Origin of the sequence: Alteromonas sp. KUL42 (assembly GCF_006538325.1) — a bacterium.
Taxonomy (GTDB): Bacteria; Pseudomonadota; Gammaproteobacteria; order Enterobacterales; family Alteromonadaceae; genus Alteromonas.
Genome location: NZ_BJKK01000002.1, coordinates 175809 through 192567, shown reverse-complemented (window position 1 = coordinate 192567; position 16759 = coordinate 175809). Strand labels below are relative to the sequence as shown.

15 protein-coding genes and 1 tRNA gene are annotated in these 16759 nt (G+C 43.1%); 8 read left to right on the top strand and 8 right to left on the bottom strand.

Translation table 11 applies throughout. The features are described from left to right. Positions 1-123: 123 nt before the first annotated feature. The gene (locus EYR97_RS03660) at positions 124-975 is read right to left on the bottom strand and encodes a protein-glutamate O-methyltransferase CheR (protein ID WP_131092474.1); all 852 of its coding nucleotides are present in this window, start codon (positions 973-975) and stop codon (positions 124-126) included. 15 nt (positions 976-990) lie between these two features. Then, the gene (locus EYR97_RS03655) at positions 991-1920 is read right to left on the bottom strand and encodes a chemotaxis protein CheV (RefSeq protein ID WP_131092473.1); all 930 of its coding nucleotides are present in this window, start codon (positions 1918-1920) and stop codon (positions 991-993) included. A gap of 202 nt (positions 1921-2122) precedes the next feature. Between EYR97_RS03655 and flgA the strand changes: the two genes are divergently transcribed. The 3 genes from flgA (at position 2123) to flgN (ending at position 3738) form a co-directional block, all read left to right on the top strand. After that, positions 2123-2842 carry a flagellar basal body P-ring formation chaperone FlgA gene (gene flgA / locus EYR97_RS03650; RefSeq protein WP_242634887.1) on the top strand — a complete coding sequence of 240 codons (720 nt, stop codon included), beginning with the start codon at positions 2123-2125 and terminating at the stop codon, positions 2840-2842. A gap of 103 nt (positions 2843-2945) precedes the next feature. Beyond that, positions 2946-3275, top strand: coding sequence for a flagellar biosynthesis anti-sigma factor FlgM (flgM, locus tag EYR97_RS03645; protein WP_131092472.1), 330 nt, complete (start codon positions 2946-2948; stop codon positions 3273-3275). Between the two features lie 31 nt (positions 3276-3306). Further along, positions 3307-3738: a flagellar export chaperone FlgN gene (gene flgN / locus EYR97_RS03640; protein WP_131092471.1), complete on the top strand. Its 432-nt coding sequence runs from the start codon at positions 3307-3309 to the stop codon at positions 3736-3738. A 67-nt stretch (positions 3739-3805) separates the two neighbouring features. Here the strand turns inward: flgN and EYR97_RS03635 are convergent, their stop codons facing one another. Continuing rightward, on the bottom strand, positions 3806-4291 hold the full coding sequence (locus EYR97_RS03635; protein WP_131092470.1) for an LPP20 family lipoprotein: 486 nt from the start codon (positions 4289-4291) through the stop codon (positions 3806-3808). 423 nt (positions 4292-4714) lie between these two features. On the opposite strand from EYR97_RS03635, the gene EYR97_RS03630 reads away from it, so the two are divergent. Together EYR97_RS03630 and EYR97_RS03625 are read left to right on the top strand one after the other, a co-directional pair. Then, positions 4715-5833 carry a flagellar assembly protein T N-terminal domain-containing protein gene (locus tag EYR97_RS03630; protein WP_242634886.1) on the top strand — a complete coding sequence of 373 codons (1119 nt, stop codon included), beginning with the start codon at positions 4715-4717 and terminating at the stop codon, positions 5831-5833. Between the two features lie 91 nt (positions 5834-5924). Then, a tRNA-Arg gene (locus EYR97_RS03625) sits at positions 5925-6000 on the top strand. Positions 6001-6058: 58 nt separating this feature from the next. Here the strand turns inward: EYR97_RS03625 and EYR97_RS03620 are convergent. Next, positions 6059-6238, bottom strand: coding sequence for a hypothetical protein (locus tag EYR97_RS03620; RefSeq protein ID WP_131092468.1), 180 nt, complete (start codon positions 6236-6238; stop codon positions 6059-6061). Between the two features lie 207 nt (positions 6239-6445). On the opposite strand from EYR97_RS03620, the gene smrA reads away from it, so the two are divergent. Continuing rightward, positions 6446-7033 carry a DNA endonuclease SmrA gene (gene smrA, locus EYR97_RS03615; RefSeq protein WP_131092467.1) on the top strand — a complete coding sequence of 196 codons (588 nt, stop codon included), beginning with the start codon at positions 6446-6448 and terminating at the stop codon, positions 7031-7033. A 166-nt stretch (positions 7034-7199) separates the two neighbouring features. On the opposite strand, the gene EYR97_RS21825 is transcribed toward smrA, so the two are convergent. Both EYR97_RS21825 and purL read right to left on the bottom strand, forming a co-directional pair. Further along, entirely contained in the window at positions 7200-7340 is a 141-nt protein-coding gene (locus EYR97_RS21825; protein WP_165477969.1) for a hypothetical protein, read from the bottom strand. Positions 7341-7609: 269 nt separating this feature from the next. Beyond that, positions 7610-11497, bottom strand: a complete 3888-nt coding sequence (purL, locus tag EYR97_RS03610) for a phosphoribosylformylglycinamidine synthase (RefSeq protein ID WP_131092466.1) — start codon at positions 11495-11497, stop codon at positions 7610-7612. Positions 11498-11675: 178 nt separating this feature from the next. On the opposite strand from purL, the gene mltF reads away from it, so the two are divergent. After that, the gene (gene mltF, locus EYR97_RS03605; RefSeq protein ID WP_131092465.1) at positions 11676-13055 is read left to right on the top strand and encodes a membrane-bound lytic murein transglycosylase MltF; all 1380 of its coding nucleotides are present in this window, start codon (positions 11676-11678) and stop codon (positions 13053-13055) included. Between the two features lie 314 nt (positions 13056-13369). Here mltF and tadA read toward each other — a convergent pair whose 3' ends face one another. Continuing rightward, positions 13370-13948 (bottom strand): tRNA adenosine(34) deaminase TadA, encoded by a 579-nt coding sequence (gene tadA / locus EYR97_RS03600; protein WP_131092464.1) that lies wholly within the window; start codon positions 13946-13948, stop codon positions 13370-13372. A 305-nt stretch (positions 13949-14253) separates the two neighbouring features. Between tadA and EYR97_RS03595 the strand changes: the two genes are divergently transcribed. Beyond that, the gene (locus EYR97_RS03595; protein WP_131092766.1) at positions 14254-14481 is read left to right on the top strand and encodes a hypothetical protein; all 228 of its coding nucleotides are present in this window, start codon (positions 14254-14256) and stop codon (positions 14479-14481) included. A 159-nt stretch (positions 14482-14640) separates the two neighbouring features. Here EYR97_RS03595 and EYR97_RS03590 read toward each other — a convergent pair whose 3' ends face one another. Then, entirely contained in the window at positions 14641-16608 is a 1968-nt protein-coding gene (locus EYR97_RS03590) for a cation:proton antiporter (RefSeq protein WP_131092463.1), read from the bottom strand. Positions 16609-16759 lie beyond the last annotated feature (151 nt).

Genomic DNA, 16759 nt, shown 5'->3' with positions numbered 1-16759 from the left:
TTATTCATGGAAGCCATAAAACAAAGGTTCTTGTATAGAGTTTTAGCAAAGCGAGTGCCAGAATGTATTTTTGACGGAGGAACTATGAAAGAGAGGCGGGCTCAATTAATCAAAAAATCTTTATTAATCAAACCCGTAAATGCAGTTATTTTTTTGGTAATAAAGGCCAGGGTGACACTTGACCATGCTATAGATATCCCCAGCAGCACTAATTGACTCTGATGCGCCAAGAAACAGTACACCATCTGCTTGCAGCTGTCCGGCAATTTGTTGCAGTATGCGCTGCTTGACCTGGGCTGAAAAATAAATAAGAACATTGCGGCAAAATACAATGTCAAAGCGACCTAAAGCGGCATAACTTGATAACAAATTCAAACTTCTAAACGTCACCATACGCCGAACTTCAGGCTTAACCTGTAACAGACCAGTCTCATGAGCTTGAAAAAACATTTCCCTGCGCTGTGGAGATAACCCCCTTGCAAGAGAGAGCTCATCGTAAACCCCTTGCTCACAACGATTCAACATTTCAGACGATAGATCAGTAGCGACTATTTCTACTCCTGCTCTTAGAGCACCGGGTCGTTGTCGTTGGAACTCAAGAACTGACATTGCAATTGAATACGGCTCTTGTCCAGAAGAACACGCCGCACTCCAGATGCGTATCCGTTGATTCTTAGCAGCAAATTTTGGTAGTAAATCCTTAACCAATAAATCGAACGGATAATTATCGCGAAACCATAGCGTTTCGTTGGTGGTCATTGCATCAATGACCCCCTGCAATAAATTTCTATCAAAGCCACGGACAACAACATCTATTAGTTCATCGGCAGAATCGTATTTATGTTTGTACAATAGAGATGCAAGACGACTACGCACCAAATACTGTTTATTGTCACCAAGCACTATCCCGCACTGTTTTTCGAGAAACTCTCTAAATTTCAGGTAACTCTCGGGCGAAACATCTTTATTAGCCAATCCTGTATTGCTCCGTTATTCGCACTCTGTCATTAGCCATTTTTGTACAGCTGTGGCAAGCTCATCGGGATGGAATTTAGCAATAAAATCGTCAGCTCCCACTTTTTGCACCATTGCTTGGTTGAATACACCACTTAAAGACGTATGTAAAACGACATGCAGCTTTTGCAATTCAGGCGTGTTTTTTATCTCTGCGGTCAACGTGTAACCATCCATTTCAGGCATTTCGATGTCCGAAACTAAAACACCAACACGGTTGGTAACATCACCGTATTCTTCAGCAATGGCTTTGAGACGATTCAATGCTTCCAAACCGTTTTTGGCTAGCTCTATTTCCAATCCAAGAGAGGTTAATGCTTTCTTTACTTGGTTGCGAGCAACAGCAGAATCGTCCGCAATAAATATGATCTTGTTTTCCTGACCTTCTGTAGTTAGATTCTCTGCCACATCAGAACTTACTTCCGCATTAAGTGGAGAGATCTCATTTAGAATCTTCTCAACGTCCAGTATTTCAATAAGCTCATTTTCAACTTCAGTTACAGCCGTGAGATAACTCGCTCGACCGGTCCCCTCTGGCGGAGGCATGATAGCATCCCAGTTAGTATTGATAATTCGCTCAACTGCACCGACTAAAAAACCCTGAACTGAACGGTTGTACTCAGCAATGACAATAAAAGCAGTAGAAAGGTCTTCAATTCGTCTTCCACCAGTCGCCATGCTCAAGTCGATAACCGAAATGGTTTGGCCGCGAATATGTGCCACTCCGCGTACCAATGGGTTGAGTTTTGGCATCGCCGTTAGAGGTGGGCACTGAAGTACTTCGCGCACCTTAAACACGTTTATTCCAAAACGCTGACGGCCGTTCAGTCTAAATAGCAACAACTCTAAACGATTCTGTCCAACAAGCTGTGTGCGCTGGTTAACCGAATCCAAAATCCCCGACATAGTTCACCTCTAAGTAATACTGGGCATGATCATTGCCTCTATATAGTTAAGATAGACAATATCACTAAATTTTTGCAGGTCAAACGACAGAAAAATGACGCTTACTATCACTTATCGGTCAAACGAAGGTAATTTTCAACACCTTTCCTGCTTTTAGATTGTTAAGCATAGACAATAACTCACAAACTGAACACGAAAAGTCATGATGAAAAAGAGAAATTTTACAATTCGCAAAGCTTTGGCCAAGTGCATTGCCTATATGGCACTCAGTTCAGCAGCATTTGCCAGCCTTGCAGCACAAAGTGTACATGAGAAGGTTGAACAAGGTGCAAAACAATTTCTACTTTCTCAGCTTGCTGTTGCCAATGACAACACAGACATTGATGTTGAAGTCGTCGCAATAGATGAGCGCATCAACATTCCAGAGTGTCCAACGGGTTTTCAATACAATGTGTCTGATGAGGCACTAAGCCAGTCATATATTTCAGTTCGCGTGAGCTGTGGCGACAATGATTGGTATTTATTCACCAGTGGTCAAGTTACCCGCACTAAGGAAATTGTTGTTACGCAAGGCGCTATAAGCCCTGGTACTGTATTAACATCAACCAATTTAACTTTGGCAAAAGTCGATGTTCGCAGACTGCGCTATACGGCATTTACAGATATTAGCGATTTAGTTGGTGCTCGTATGAAACGCAGAATTACTGATGGGCAAGCAATTCAGGCAAATATGCTATGCTTTGTGTGTAAAGGAGATAGAATAACGATCACTGCAGAGATTTCTGGAATGGAAGTCAAAACCGCTGGAATTGCACAGCAAGACGGCGTTGTTGGAGACAATATAAAGGTTATAAATGCCAGCAGCCAAAAGGCTGTGATAGCAAGAGTCGCCAGTCCTGAGGAAGTCGTGATACACTTGTAACCGAGGCAGTGAAAATCTACCGCTTTTGTACATAAAAAGTCTAAAGAAAAATGGCTACAGGCCGATATATTGTACAGAGGCAAAGAGGTAGTGAGGAACTATTATGGCAATTAACAATATAAACAACGGGTTACCAAAAACTCCCGTTGATAATGGAAAAGTTGCTCAGCAAAATCAGACGCAACAATCTCCACAACAAGCGTCTGCGCAAGCTGCGTCAACTGCACCTGCACCGCGTCAAGACTCAGTGTCTTTAACGCAATCTGCGCAACAATTGAATCAAGTGCAGAAAAAAGGATCTGAAGCGCCTGTTAATCAGGAAAAAGTTGACCGATTGAAAAAAGCAATTCAAAGTGGTGAATATCGTGTAAACCCCGAAGTTCTCGCCAACAAGATTGCGAAACTTGAGTCTGAAATCTTCAGTAGCAAATAATCGCGAATTAGCAACAGGAGAAAATAACCGCGTGACTGAACAAGAGAGTAATTTGACACAAGCACTAACCACTCAAGTAGAACAGCTTTCTACCTTGGTGGTGTTGCTAGAGAAAGAATTACAGCTTATTAGTTCTCGTGAACCTGAAACGTTAATGAACCTACTAGACGAAAAAGCGTCATTACTCGAGTCTATTCAACAACTCGATAGTGAAACCGAGCGCATGATCAATGCATCAGATGCGTTAAGCGTCGAAGATGAAGCGCTTGTAGAAAAAGCAAAATCGCTATTAGAAGACTGTAAATACCGTACTCAAATAAATCAAAAAGCCGTAGAGCAAGGACAGCTACGCCTCACACATTTGCGGAATTTGATGATGGAAGTACGCGCGAAAGAATCGCTCACTTACGACAAGAAGGGAAAACCCAAAGGTGGCACGCTAGGGTCTGGCATAAGCGCCTAACGTTTTAGTTTAGTCTGCATTCCACTGAGTGAGCACCGAGTCAATCTACCCCGTGCCTATTTATCACTTAGTAATATTTCACATCTTTTACCCTGCGTGGTTTCGCAGTGGTTAAATAAAGGTTGTAGACTTGCTGCATATCAAGAGATAACTCAGTTACATAGGTATCATCTCCAACGGGATAAGCTTTAACCACTTCAGCGCCACGAATAATACCTTCAACTGAAGCGTGCAATGTTTCACTCTCTACGACTAAACTCGACAACGACTGATTGCCTTCTAGTTTTTGACCATAAACCTGTTCAGCCAGTTCGCGATACGCATCTAGCTTGGACGCTTTCATTGCCATGATCAACTTTACACTTTCACTATCACCGCGCTGAGATGCAATAGGCGCATAGCCAACAGCCGTCAAAACAGGGTAACTCTGCGGTTCGATAGTTTCCCACTCAACATGTTTGTCGATTACACCGCAGCCTCCTATGGCAAAGACAACCCCTAAAAATGCAGCTTTAACGGCCACGATGCATTTATTGTTCGCAGTAAATAACATGAGCTAATTTCCCATTGTTCACCGTACTTACGCATATACAGTCGATACACACATACGTCGTAAAACTGTCACTCTGTTAGTGACAATGTATTTTATAAACTGAGTTAGCAAGATATAGGCCCATTCGCCAAGCTTCATTGCAAACGCTGCACAAAAGGCCATCATTTATTATTGGCATCTTTCTCGCATACTCTCATGCAGTAGTCGTAGCACTATCAACAAACGCTTATCGCATAGCGTAAATTTTGAAAGCGCGACCAATAATTTCAAAGCGTTACATAAGCTATGTTGAAGATTAATGTAGTTACGTTTTTTTGACGCTTGAGGATTTTTGCCTCTATTTTTCGAGTTTTGAGGTGTACTGTGAGATATGTAAGTCAAACTATATTAATAACACTCTTGCTTACTACAATCGTTGTTTTATTGACTAGTTTGGTCCCAAGGCAAGCCGATGCTGCTTGGTACGAAGCCAAGGGACAGGCAGTTATTGTTGATGGCGACAAAGAAACAGCAAAGCGTGCTGCAACACAGGAAGCGCTAAAACAAGCAATGTTATTTGCTGGCGCATCTGTACACAGCGTGCATCGTCTTACTAACGGCTTGTTAGAAAATGAAGAAATGACCATCCGTTCTACGGGAGAAGTGGAAAGTCTTGAACTCATAGATGAAATTTACAGTGGTAATATTGTTACTGTGAGCGTACGAGCTGATATCTTTCCAAAAGCGAAAGTGTGCAAAGCGCAAGACGACGAAAAGCATTTCTCAACGACACACTTCTTAGTGCGCAACCGCCAGCAGCTTAGAGAAGGCAATATATCAGATTTTGACGAAGCCTTTACTCAGCGACTTGCTCACACAATGCAAAACACCACTGAAAACTTACGTATTACACATGTTGTTCCCCATACAGCCAGATTCCCAAGTCAATTTACCGAAGAAAATGTGCGTAGTCTTTCGGCTCAGAGTAACACGCAGTTTGTTATCATAGGGGCTATTGACGATTTGAGTATTGAAACAGAAAAGGCCTCACTTTTTACCCCTTGGCGAAGTGATTCTAGACGCCGCGCTTTTAGTATGACAGTTCGCGTATACGACGGTATCAACGGTGGTTTACTGTTCACAAAAACATACAACACTGCGGCTGATTGGACATTTGATCGGTTCGAATCTGTCGATGAATTTTCAAGCCAATTTTGGCGTTCACGCTACGGCAATGCTTTACAGGCATCTATTGAAGAAGCGGTGCAAGATATAAAAGAGGCAACAGCGTGTCAGCCTATTACGGGTCGTGTTATTCATGTGGCGGGGAACAATATATCGGTCTCATTAGGTAGGGACAATGGAATAGAAGATAACGATGAATTGTTTCTGTACCAAGCGAAAGAAGTCATTGATAATCGCGGGCGTAAATACCTGCAGTATTCGATTTACCCCGGTACCTTTGTCGTGAGTAGTGCCTACGGGAACTCTTCAACCTTAGTGAGTAAGCAAGCGGGAGTGGTGGCGAACGTCCAAGAAAATGATTTTGTCGTGAAAAAATAGCAATAGAAAAAGTCTACGGCTAACAGTACAGAATTACTTTATAAAACTTGGGGTTAACAGAACTAATAATTTACGTATAATTACGACTTCTGTCCCCATAGTTTAACCGGATAAAACAAGAGCCTCCTAAGCTTTAGATCTGCGTTCGAGTCGCGGTGGGGACGCCATTTTCAAATTAGTTACGACATTTACTCCATCTCTTCTTTTGATGCCCCTTCTGCGTCACTAAACCCCCACGACATTACAGGTGGGAGAAAGAATTTTATTAATAATTTGAAAGTCTATTTGACTGTCTTCAACCACAATAACCTTAGATTTATTCACTCTTCTCTGGTCAATTTGGCTTCGGCTTTTTCTTGTCGAATAGCCTGCGAACTGCCCATAAAAAATCAAACCTTTGTTCATAGCTTTCACCCAAACATAGATGTTGTAAGTGAGAGTGCAAACGAACAACTGCCCAAGAAGGAGATTAACAATGCAAAGATCCATTTTAGATATGTGGTGATTTTTCTAAATTAATCCCCACATCTCTATTCAGGGTATAAAAAGGTATGCTTAACGCTTTCCCACAGTTTCATGCCTCGACGCAGTTTACCGATAAGAGAAAATAACATGAGCCAATTAAACAGCGACGATCTCGATACGTTTTTTTCCGAAATGAAGGATGTAAAACCAATGACATCCGGCGATAAAGCACTGCTGCACGATCCCGAAAAAGCACTCGCTGAAAAACAGAAAATAGCGTCGAAACAAAAGAGTATACGAGAAACGCTTAAGAACCCTTTAAGCCTAGAAGGTGTAAAGCCCGTTCCTTGTGATGATTTCATTCATTTTCAACAGCCAGGGATCCAAGACGGTGTATTTAAAAAGCTGCGATTGGGGAAATATCCTTTGGAAGTCACGCTTTCCTTAGCAGGAAAAACGATAGAACAAAGCCGAGATTCACTTTACTCAACTATTATTTCGAGCCATGCACGCGGTGTCAGAGCGCTGTTGATAAAACACGGTACCGGAGAGCAAAGTAAGCCCTTTCCGGCTTTAAAGAAAAGCTACGTGAACCACTGGTTGCGGGAGCTAGAAGAAGTTATTGCATTTCATACTGCGCAGCCAATGCACGGCGGTTTCGGTTCAACCTATGTATTACTGAAAAAACATCCACAGCAAAAGCTTATCAATCGAGAAAACAATCGAAAACGGTAGGTTAAGCAGAAAAAGTAAACCAAACGTTTTTATTAGGGAAAGAACTAGAAGAAAGCTTTGATAAAGGCAATCAAAGGCCTTGTATTTTTTAATGCTTTAGAATGATTAACGCCCGTATCAAGCAACTTGATACGGGCGTTAGAATTTCACTTTCAGGTTTTTATGACTACTTACCTGAAGACTGCACGCTTTGTATTGATTCAACTTCAGTAGATTTCGCTGAAGTGCTAAACACAGCAGTTACAAACATCAGTACGACAGCTACAGCAACTCCGGTTAAGCCAAACCCTTTTGAGGAACGATTCATTGGTCGTCTCTTATTATTTAATAACCAGCATAAAATGCACTTCGCTGGCACAGCCCCAACTCAATTCCATTTACCAAGTCGCGTTCCCTGCATGCACTACAATAGATCAGTGACAGTCTGATGACAAGCCCCAAAATCAGATTTTTGACGCTTAGCCAAAGGTTTGACGCAAAAAAGCGAAATGTACAATAAACAAGCGGCTTTTTATTTTAAATTTCAAATAGAATTCTATCAGTAATTTTCAAAAAATGCCGCTTACTTAGTTTTACTTAACCAACAAATTTACGGGCATTTCTAAATATTCTCATCCATGCACCATCTTCTTGCCAATCATCGGGGCGCCATGAGTTTGCAACCGCTCTGAACACGCGTTCTGGGTGAGGCATCATAATAGTGCTTCGACCATCAGCAGAGGTTAAACCTGTGATACCTTGAGGCGAACCATTTGGATTCGCTGGATATTGCATTGTAGGCTTACCGTAGTTATCAACATAACGCATGGCAACCTGTGCACCTACATTTGCTAGCGCATTTTCATTTGTAAACTCTGCTTGGCCTTCACCATGCGACACCGCAATCGGCATACGAGAGCCCGCCATACCATCAAGGAGGACCGATTTAGACTCCATCACTTCTACCATAGCAACACGAGCTTCAAAACGCGCTGACTGGTTTGTCACAAAGTGTGGCCAGTGCTCTGTTCCAGGAATAAGTGATTTAAGGTTAGACAGCATCTGACAACCGTTACATACACCTAAGCTAAAGGTGTCTTCACGTTTAAAGAAGCCTTCAAATTGGTCACGCGCCATGCTGTTAAACAAAATTGACTTTGCCCACCCTTCACCAGCGCCAAGCACGTCACCGTAAGAGAAACCACCACAAGCGGCAAGACCTGCGAATTGTTCTAGGGTTACACGCCCAGCTAACACATCACTCATGTGCACATCAATTGCGTCGAAGCCAGCACGTGTGAAAGCTGCTGCCATTTCAAGATGCGAGTTAACACCCTGTTCTCTCAAAATAGCCACCTTAGGTTTAACACCCTTAGCAATATAAGGCGCGGCAATGTCTTCGTTAACGTCATAGCTAAGCGCAACATGCAAACCTGGGTCTGCCGCGTCTTGCTTCGCTACGTGCTCTTGTTCAGCACATGTCGGATTGTCTCGAAGCTTCTGCATTTCAAAGGTAGTTTGTGCCCACGTGGTACGCATGGCAACGCGACTGTCTGTAAGTATTGTCGCGCCACTGCGGTTAAACTCGATCATATCTGATGAATTTAACGTACCAATGTCATGCGTAATATCACCTAAATTAAACTGAGCGAGTACCTCGTCAACCGCAGCAATATCGCTTTCGAGTACTTGGATTACACCGCCAAGCTCTTCGTTAAAGAGCACAGCGATGTCGCTACCGTTTAACGCGTCAAGGTTGATACTGACGCCGGTTTTACCGGCAAATGCCATTTCAGCTACCGTTGTAAATAGACCACCATCTGAACGGTCGTGATATGCCTTAACGAGTCCCTTTTCAATCAATGCTTGCATGGCGTCATAAAAGCCTTTTAAGCGCTTTGCGGATACCACATCTGCTGGGCTATCACCAAGTTGTGTGTAAACTTGCGCCAAGCAGCTTGCACCCAGACGGTTTTGTCCTTCACCCAAATCGATTAGCAATAAACGGCTCTCGCCCTTGTCGGTACGAAGTTGCGGCGTCACTGTTTTGCGAATGTCTTTCACTGCACCAAATGCCGAGATAACCAACGACAATGGCGAGGTTACTGCTTTGTTTTCGCCATTTTCTTCCCATGCGGTCTTCATCGACATAGAGTCTTTGCCCACTGGAATGGTTAAGCCTAGTTCAGGGCATAGCTCTTCACCAACAGCTTTAACCGCTTCGTAAAGACCCGCATCTTCACCTGGGTGACCTGCCGCGGCCATCCAGTTGGCAGATAACTTAATGCGTTTAATATCACCGATGTTTGCAGCAGCAATGTTTGTTAATGCTTCACCCACCGCCAAACGCGCTGACGCACCGTGTGACAATAGCGCAACCGGTGTGCGCTCGCCCATAGACATGGCTTCACCATGATAGGTATCAAATGCGGTAGCAGTTACCGCAACATCGGCTACTGGTACTTGCCAGGGGCCAACCATTTGATCGCGGCTCACAAGACCAGTAACAGAACGATCGCCAATTGTGATTAGGAATGTTTTCTCTGCTACCGTCGGTAAAGAAAGAATACGGTTTGCCGCTTCATCTAGCGTAATTCCACTATCATCTAACGCTGGTGAGTTCACTTTAGCTGAGCTCACATCGCGGTGCATTTTAGGTGGTTTACCTAACAGTACATCAAGTGGCATGTCGATAGGCTTGTTATCAAACTGCGTATCATTCAAGTTAAGGTGTTGCTCTGCTGTCGCTTCACCTACAACCGCAAATGGCGCACGTTCACGGGCACAAATAGCTTCAAAAATCGGTAGGTTTTCTGGCGCAACGGATAACACGTAGCGCTCTTGTGATTCATTACACCACAACTCAAGTGGTGTCATACCAGGTTCGTCAGACAACACATTACGCAGTTCAAAATTACCGCCACGGCCACCATCATTCACTAGTTCAGGTAACGCGTTAGAAAGACCACCTGCGCCCACATCGTGAATGAACTGAATTGGGTTGTTTTCACCTAGTTGCCAACATGCATCTATCACCTCTTGACAGCGACGCTCCATTTCTGGGTTGTCACGCTGTACAGAGGCGAAATCTAAATCTTCATTAGATTGGCCTGATGCCATTGACGATGCTGCACCGCCACCTAGGCCGATATTCATTGCAGGCCCACCCAGTACGATTAATTTGGCACCAACGGTAATTTCGCCTTTTTCGATGTGTTCTCGACGAATATTACCCAAACCTCCAGCCAACATAATGGGTTTGTGATACCCGCGTACCTCAACACCATTGAAGCTATTAACTTCTTGCTCGTAAGTGCGGAAATAACCTAGCAAATTGGGACGACCAAACTCGTTATTGAACGCTGCACCACCTAGTGGACCTTCAATCATAATGTCTAGCGCACTCACGATACGCTGTGGTTTACCATATTGAGTTTCCCATGGCTGTTCTGCACCTGGGATACATAAATTCGAAACGGTAAAACCAACCAAACCCGCTTTAGGCTTAGAGCCACGGCCTGTCGCACCTTCGTCGCGAATTTCACCGCCAGAACCGGTTGCAGCGCCAGGGAATGGTGAAATTGCTGTTGGGTGATTGTGCGTTTCAACCTTCATCAAAATATCAATATTTTCATGATGGTATTCATACTGGTGTGTCTGAGGATTTGGGAAGAAACGACCCGCCTGCCACCCTTCCATAACCGCAGCATTATCCTTATAGGCTGAATAAACGTGATCAGGTAGCAACTCAAAGGTATTTTTGATCATCTTAAACAGTGACTTTTCTTGCGCTTCACCGTCGATGGTCCAACTGGCATTGAAGATTTTGTGGCGACAATGCTCAGAGTTCGCCTGTGCGAACATATATAGTTCTACATCAGTAGGGTTTCTACCCAATTTGGTAAAGCTATCAAATAAATAATCAATCTCATCATCCGCTAATGCTAGTCCCAATGAGACATTGGCGTTAACCAATGCATCTTTCCCATCGCCAATAACATCTACGGAAGTAAATGTATTTGCTTCTGTATGGGCAAAAAGAATGGCGGCATCTTGTGTATTTGTGAATACTGACTCCGTCATTCTGTCGTGGAAGAAGCTGGCAATTAGGGAATAATTTTCTTCATCTAATGCTTCTTCGGTTTCAATATAGAATGCGCAACCGCGTTCAATTCTATTAATATTTTGAAGACTGCAGTTATGGGCGATATCGGTAGCTTTAGAAGACCAGGGGGAAATGGTGCCGGGGCGAGGTGTTATGAGGAAGAGGGTTCCAGAAGGTGTTTGTGCTTGCCTCGCGGGGCCGTAAGTGAGCAGCTTTTCCAATATTTCTATTTGCTGCTTAGACAAGTCACCTGTGGAGTCGACTAAGTGAACATATTCGCTATATAGGTTTTTAACCTTAACGCCGGATTGACCCAGCTTTGCAATCAGTTTAGTTTGGTTAAACTCTGATAGTGCGGGAGCGCCTCGAAGGACCAACATATTGCTTTACCTGGTTTGTTAGAAACAACGACCACCAATAATGCGACGCGTTGCCTCTGGGATTGATGAGTATTTCGGCGCGGATTATAGAGGAATTATGCACGCTTGGTAACCTCATTACGCACTAACATGAAGTTTTTTTAAACTTAGACGGATTAATAACAATAAGACAAGGTCTATGCAGTCAAACGGTTATAAAAAACGATTAAAAAAGCCAATAATAATCATATTATCTCTTCTAACATTGAGCTGCGGTGTACCATCATTTACCACATCACTGTCAACGTTATTTGAGCGGGAATCTATTCGCGTGGGTACACTCTATGGCGCTGCAACCTTCTACAATGGGGCTGATGGCCCACAAGGCTTTGAATATGAATTATTAGCAGGCTTCGCCGACTATCTTGGCGTGACGTTAGACTTGTATCCGTTTTACAGTTACGAGGTGTTACTGCAACAACTTGAAGAAGGCAATTTAGACTTGGTAGCCACCGGCGATGCGGTAACGTCAGACTTACTCGCTAGGTTCGACTATGGCCCTGCATATCAACACGTTTCGCAACAACTTGTATTTCAAGCGGGCACAGCAAAACCCCGTTCGCTCAATGGACTTGAAAAGCCCATCGTAACCGTGTCTGGTAGTAGCCAAGCACACATTCTCAATGAAAAACTGTCTGATGAATCATTGTTAAATCCAAACATGCTCATTACCACTGAAGATTCTGATTCTGAGGAGTTATTACAACAGGTAGCCAACGGAGACATTGCATTCACCATTGCTGACAGCAATCGCTTGGCACTTCAACGCCGCCGCTTTCCTAATTTAGCCGTTGCCTTAACAATATCAAAAGATATTCCCATAGCATGGGCTTTGCCGCGCTCACAAGACGACTCTGTAAAAGCCGCCTTAATAGAATATTTCGGTACCGTGCATCAATCAGGCTGGTTTACCGCCCTTGAAGATAAATATTTTGGCCACATTCGACAATTTGATTACGTTGATAGCCGCGCTTTTAACAATGCAGCTGAAACAACGTTAAGCCAATACAAATCGCTGTTCCAAAAGTATTCAGGCGAACTTGACTGGCGCCTATTAGCCGCCATGAGCTATCAAGAAAGTCATTGGGAGCCTGAGGCAGTTTCGCGCACAGGCGTTAGAGGCTTGATGATGTTAACAATGGATACCGCCGGAGACTGGAACGTAGATGACAGAACTGACCCAGAGCAAAGTATTCGAGGTGGCTCACGCTATTTCGCCAGTTTAGTTAGCCGTATTCCCGCACGAATCAGAGAGCCCGACAGAACCTGGATGGCCATGGCAGCTTACAATATTGGTATGGGCCACTTAGAAGACGCTCGTGTATTAACCGAACGTCAAGGAGGCAGCCCTGATCTGTGGGTTGATGTAAAACGGCGTTTGCCCCAACTGCGCCAGAAGAAATATTATCGTACTACTAAATACGGTTATGCACGTGGAGATGAAGCCCTTCAGTATGTCGAAAATATTCGCCGCTATTACGACAGCTTGGTTTGGCTAGATGAGCAAGGAAATATTTAAGTCCTTGAGTATTGATTATTGTCATTTCGATGTCATTTTATTGTTGTACGCTTCAAAGGGTCTTGTGTAAAACTGCACAACAGCACAACCTTTGTTTAACTCAACCTGTCTTCAATTGAAAACAACAAAGGAGAGTAAATGAAAAAAAACAGATTTATGAGAAAAGGAACAAAATTGAAAAATAATAATAGACGCAGAATGATGTTAAAACGTTGCCACCAAAAAGTACTCCAACGCAGAAAACAGTTTATGAGCAATGATATATTCACTCAGCCTGTGAACGTTCCCTGCTAACCGCAATATCAATTCCCTCGCTAATTACCTTCATCAAGGTTTTTCGCTTTTTTAGCGGCTTTTATTTCTTTCCTGCGCTTCTTAAAAAAGTTAGATAACTTTTCAGCACACTCATCAGCCAAGACCCCAGAGACAATCTCGGTTTGATGATTAAGCGCAGGATGTTGCAACAAATTCATTACCGAACCCGCTGCACCTGTTTTCGCGTCCCATGCGCCAAATACAACCCGCTTGACTCGCGCATGCACGAGCATTCCTGCGCACATCGAACAGGGCTCTAGCGTAACGTACAGTGTTGCATCAATAACGCGGTAATTCTTTACAAAGTTAGCTGCTTCTCGTATTGCGCGCAATTCAGCGTGTGCAGAAGGATCATGATCTAAAATGGGCGTATTCCACCCTTCTCCAATCACTTTGTCGTCAACGACAACACAAGCGCCAACAGGTACTTCACCCAATGCTTCTGCCTTATCTGCCAATGCCAAGGCGTGCTGCATCCAGAACACATCACGCTCATTATAAGCGTCAACTCCATCATTCTCAGGTGCAAGCACAGTTTGAGATGCTTCCAAGATTCGTTGACTATTTTCATTACTCATTCGTCAATATCGCTAATTACAGTGGTTAATTTAGTTAAAACTTAAAAGGGAAAACAATAAAATGAACATTAACTCCTTATAAAATAGTGACTTTTGTCACTTGGCAACGTACTTGCAATCCATCATTATAATCCCACTTACTTTGTAAGTTTGGTTACACTTAATTATTAGAAGTTGCAGCTAACTTCGTTATAGTAACAAAAGGGATATAGTAGTTAGTAGAAAAACAGAACAAACAGGTAAATTACCGTTGTTTCATCTACACTCTTTTAACAACGCCATTTGTGAGGGATATCGCCGTGAATATGACCGCCGTTGCTATTGTTGCCATTTGTGCCTGGGCACTCGTTACAATTATTGACAGTGCAAAAGACAAAAGTAGAAAAAAGTTAACAAACAAAGAAACTGACGCCTATAAAACGGAAATTGCTGAACTTAAAGAACGCGTGTCAGTGCTAGAGAAAATTGTCACTGACGAGCGCTATGATCTGAAAAAGCAATTTGCTGACTTAGAAAAAGACCGCGTTGCCTAAATTACACTAGCGCAGACTTGCTCTGACAGTACACCGCTTTTTTCTGGTGTCGCTGTCAGATTAGGGTATCTTCTAAATTGAGGCCTTTTGCCTTTCTATACGATTGCCTTTAAGTTATGGCAGGTTCAGTTTTTGCAAGTTTGGTTTTTAATAGAGCGCCTAAACACCTTCTAATAGTTTTCGCTCGGCTCGCTCGACCCTTCGCGGTTTACCGGCAATCACCAATACATCGTGAGCCTGAAGTGTTGCGTCTTTATCAGGATCTTTAACTTCTTTGCCGTCCCTTCTCAACCCCTTAACCTTCACCCGCATTCTCTCTAAATCGATATCGTTAATTGTTTTTCCTAGGCATGAGGCGTGTTCCGATAATACTACGGCATGTATAAATTCCAGTTTATCTTCTGTACCGTAGGATATCTCCGTCGTTTCACCAGGGTAAAAACCGTGCATGTGGTCGTAGCGCCCTTTTCTTTCAGCTCGCACGCGTTTTAAAATGCGAGACATTGGAACACCTGCGTAATGCAGCACCTGTGATACTAGCATTAAGCTCCCTTCTTGCAGCTCAGGTACAACTTGATTAGCGCCAGCATTGTATAAGCTGTCGAGTTGATAATCTCGCTTAGTTCTGACCATAACATCAATGCTGTCGCTGAGTGTTCGGGTTTGCGTAATAACCTGTTTGGCCTTATCAACTTGGTCAAAGGTAACTAACACAAGCTTCGCCTTCTCAACATTGGCGCTTACTAGAATATCTTTTTGACTGGCATCGCCAAAAATAATGGGTTCACCAGCGTTGCGACTTTCGTGAACCCGCACGGGGTCCATATCAACAGCGACAAAATGGATCCCTTCCATTTTAAGCATACGGGCAACTGACTGCCCTACCCGCCCAAAACCACAAATAATCACATGATTAGACAAACTACCACTTATTACAGAGAGTTCATTCTCTTCAACGGGAAGTTCATTATTTACAATTCTTTTGGCAATAACCACACTGTTGTTCATTAACCAGGGGGTTAAAGCCATACTGATGACCCCCATGCACACAATCAACGAAGATTGCTCTGATGTTAGTACACCGTGCGTTGTGGCGAGCGCAGCGATAACAAAACTAAATTCGCCAATTTGGCATAACTTAACGCCAGCAGACCAACCATCAATTGCGTCAGTTTTTACTAACATTGATGCCAACCTCACCAACACCACCTTTGTCACCATCAAGACTAAAACGCCCACGACAATACCTAGCAGGTTATTCCATAACACCGTAAGCTCTAATTGCATGCCAACGGTAACAAAGAACAATCCCATCAATATATCTCTGAAAGGGCGAATATCTGCTTCTAGTTGATATTTGTACTGGCTTTCACCAAGCATCATGCCGGCTAAAAATGCTCCTAAGGCCATCGATAAGCCGAAATAATAAGTTAATCCACCGGCAAGTAACGCTATTAATATAGTGGTCAACACAAAGAGTTCATCTGTTCTTGTTCTTGCGACTTCTCTAAATACCCATGGTAGTAACCACTTACCAACAGACATTAGAAATGCGATAACAAACACACCTTTTAACAAGGCTTCACCAAGCGCTAAAGCAATACTGACTTCACCGGTTTGCGCAAGAAGTGGAATAGCAATAAGAAAAGGGACTACCGCAAGGTCTTGAAAAAGTAAGATACTCACCGCCAGCTGTGTACGCCGATTATTAAGAATACCCATCTCTGTTGCCTGCTTAATAACGATGGCTGTTGAGCTTAAAGCAAGGGTGCCGCCAATAATAATGGAAGCACTTAAATCGATGCCGAAGAAATAAGGTACGCTGGTAAATATAGCTGTGGTAAGTATCATTTGACCAAGACCAACGCCAAACACCAAAGAGCGCATAGCTAGTAATTTAGGAAGTGAGAATTCGAGCCCAAGAGAAAATAAGAGAAAAACAATACCTACCTCAGCAAGTAGATGCATTTCTTCAGGGTGTGCGAAAATAGAAAGTAATTGAGGGCCTGCCAAAATTCCGGCAAAGAGGTATGCCAAGATAGGAGGTAAATGCGCCCTTTTAAATAATGCGACAGCGCACACTGAAATAAACATCAGTAAAATAATATTAAGAAAGCTCGTTCCCACACCACCTCCGGTCACTACTCAGATAAATACCGTGTAATATTTCTTTAAAATTCAAAGTTCTATTCTTTTATCACTGTATCATTATTACTATACTTTTTAATTTTTCCCTCAACCACCTATCGTTCTAATTCTCAAATAACGTGTCAAAAAA

Bases quoted from the DNA above. Each gene is read 5' to 3' on its own strand.
- EYR97_RS03655 (WP_131092473.1), bottom strand. From the start codon at position 1,920: ATGTCGGGGATTTTGGATTCGGTTAACCAGCGCACACAGCTTGTTGGA.
- flgA (WP_242634887.1), top strand. From the start codon at position 2,123: ATGATGAAAAAGAGAAATTTTACAATTCGCAAAGCTTTGGCCAAGTGC.
- flgM (WP_131092472.1), top strand. From the start codon at position 2,946: ATGGCAATTAACAATATAAACAACGGGTTACCAAAAACTCCCGTTGAT.
- EYR97_RS03635 (WP_131092470.1), bottom strand. From the start codon at position 4,291: ATGTTATTTACTGCGAACAATAAATGCATCGTGGCCGTTAAAGCTGCA.
- EYR97_RS03620 (WP_131092468.1), bottom strand. From the start codon at position 6,238: ATGAACAAAGGTTTGATTTTTTATGGGCAGTTCGCAGGCTATTCGACA.
- smrA (WP_131092467.1), top strand. From the start codon at position 6,446: ATGAGCCAATTAAACAGCGACGATCTCGATACGTTTTTTTCCGAAATG.
- EYR97_RS21825 (WP_165477969.1), bottom strand. From the start codon at position 7,340: ATGAATCGTTCCTCAAAAGGGTTTGGCTTAACCGGAGTTGCTGTAGCT.
- purL (WP_131092466.1), bottom strand. From the start codon at position 11,497: ATGTTGGTCCTTCGAGGCGCTCCCGCACTATCAGAGTTTAACCAAACT.
- mltF (WP_131092465.1), top strand. From the start codon at position 11,676: ATGCAGTCAAACGGTTATAAAAAACGATTAAAAAAGCCAATAATAATC.
- tadA (WP_131092464.1), bottom strand. From the start codon at position 13,948: ATGAGTAATGAAAATAGTCAACGAATCTTGGAAGCATCTCAAACTGTG.
- EYR97_RS03595 (WP_131092766.1), top strand. From the start codon at position 14,254: ATGACCGCCGTTGCTATTGTTGCCATTTGTGCCTGGGCACTCGTTACA.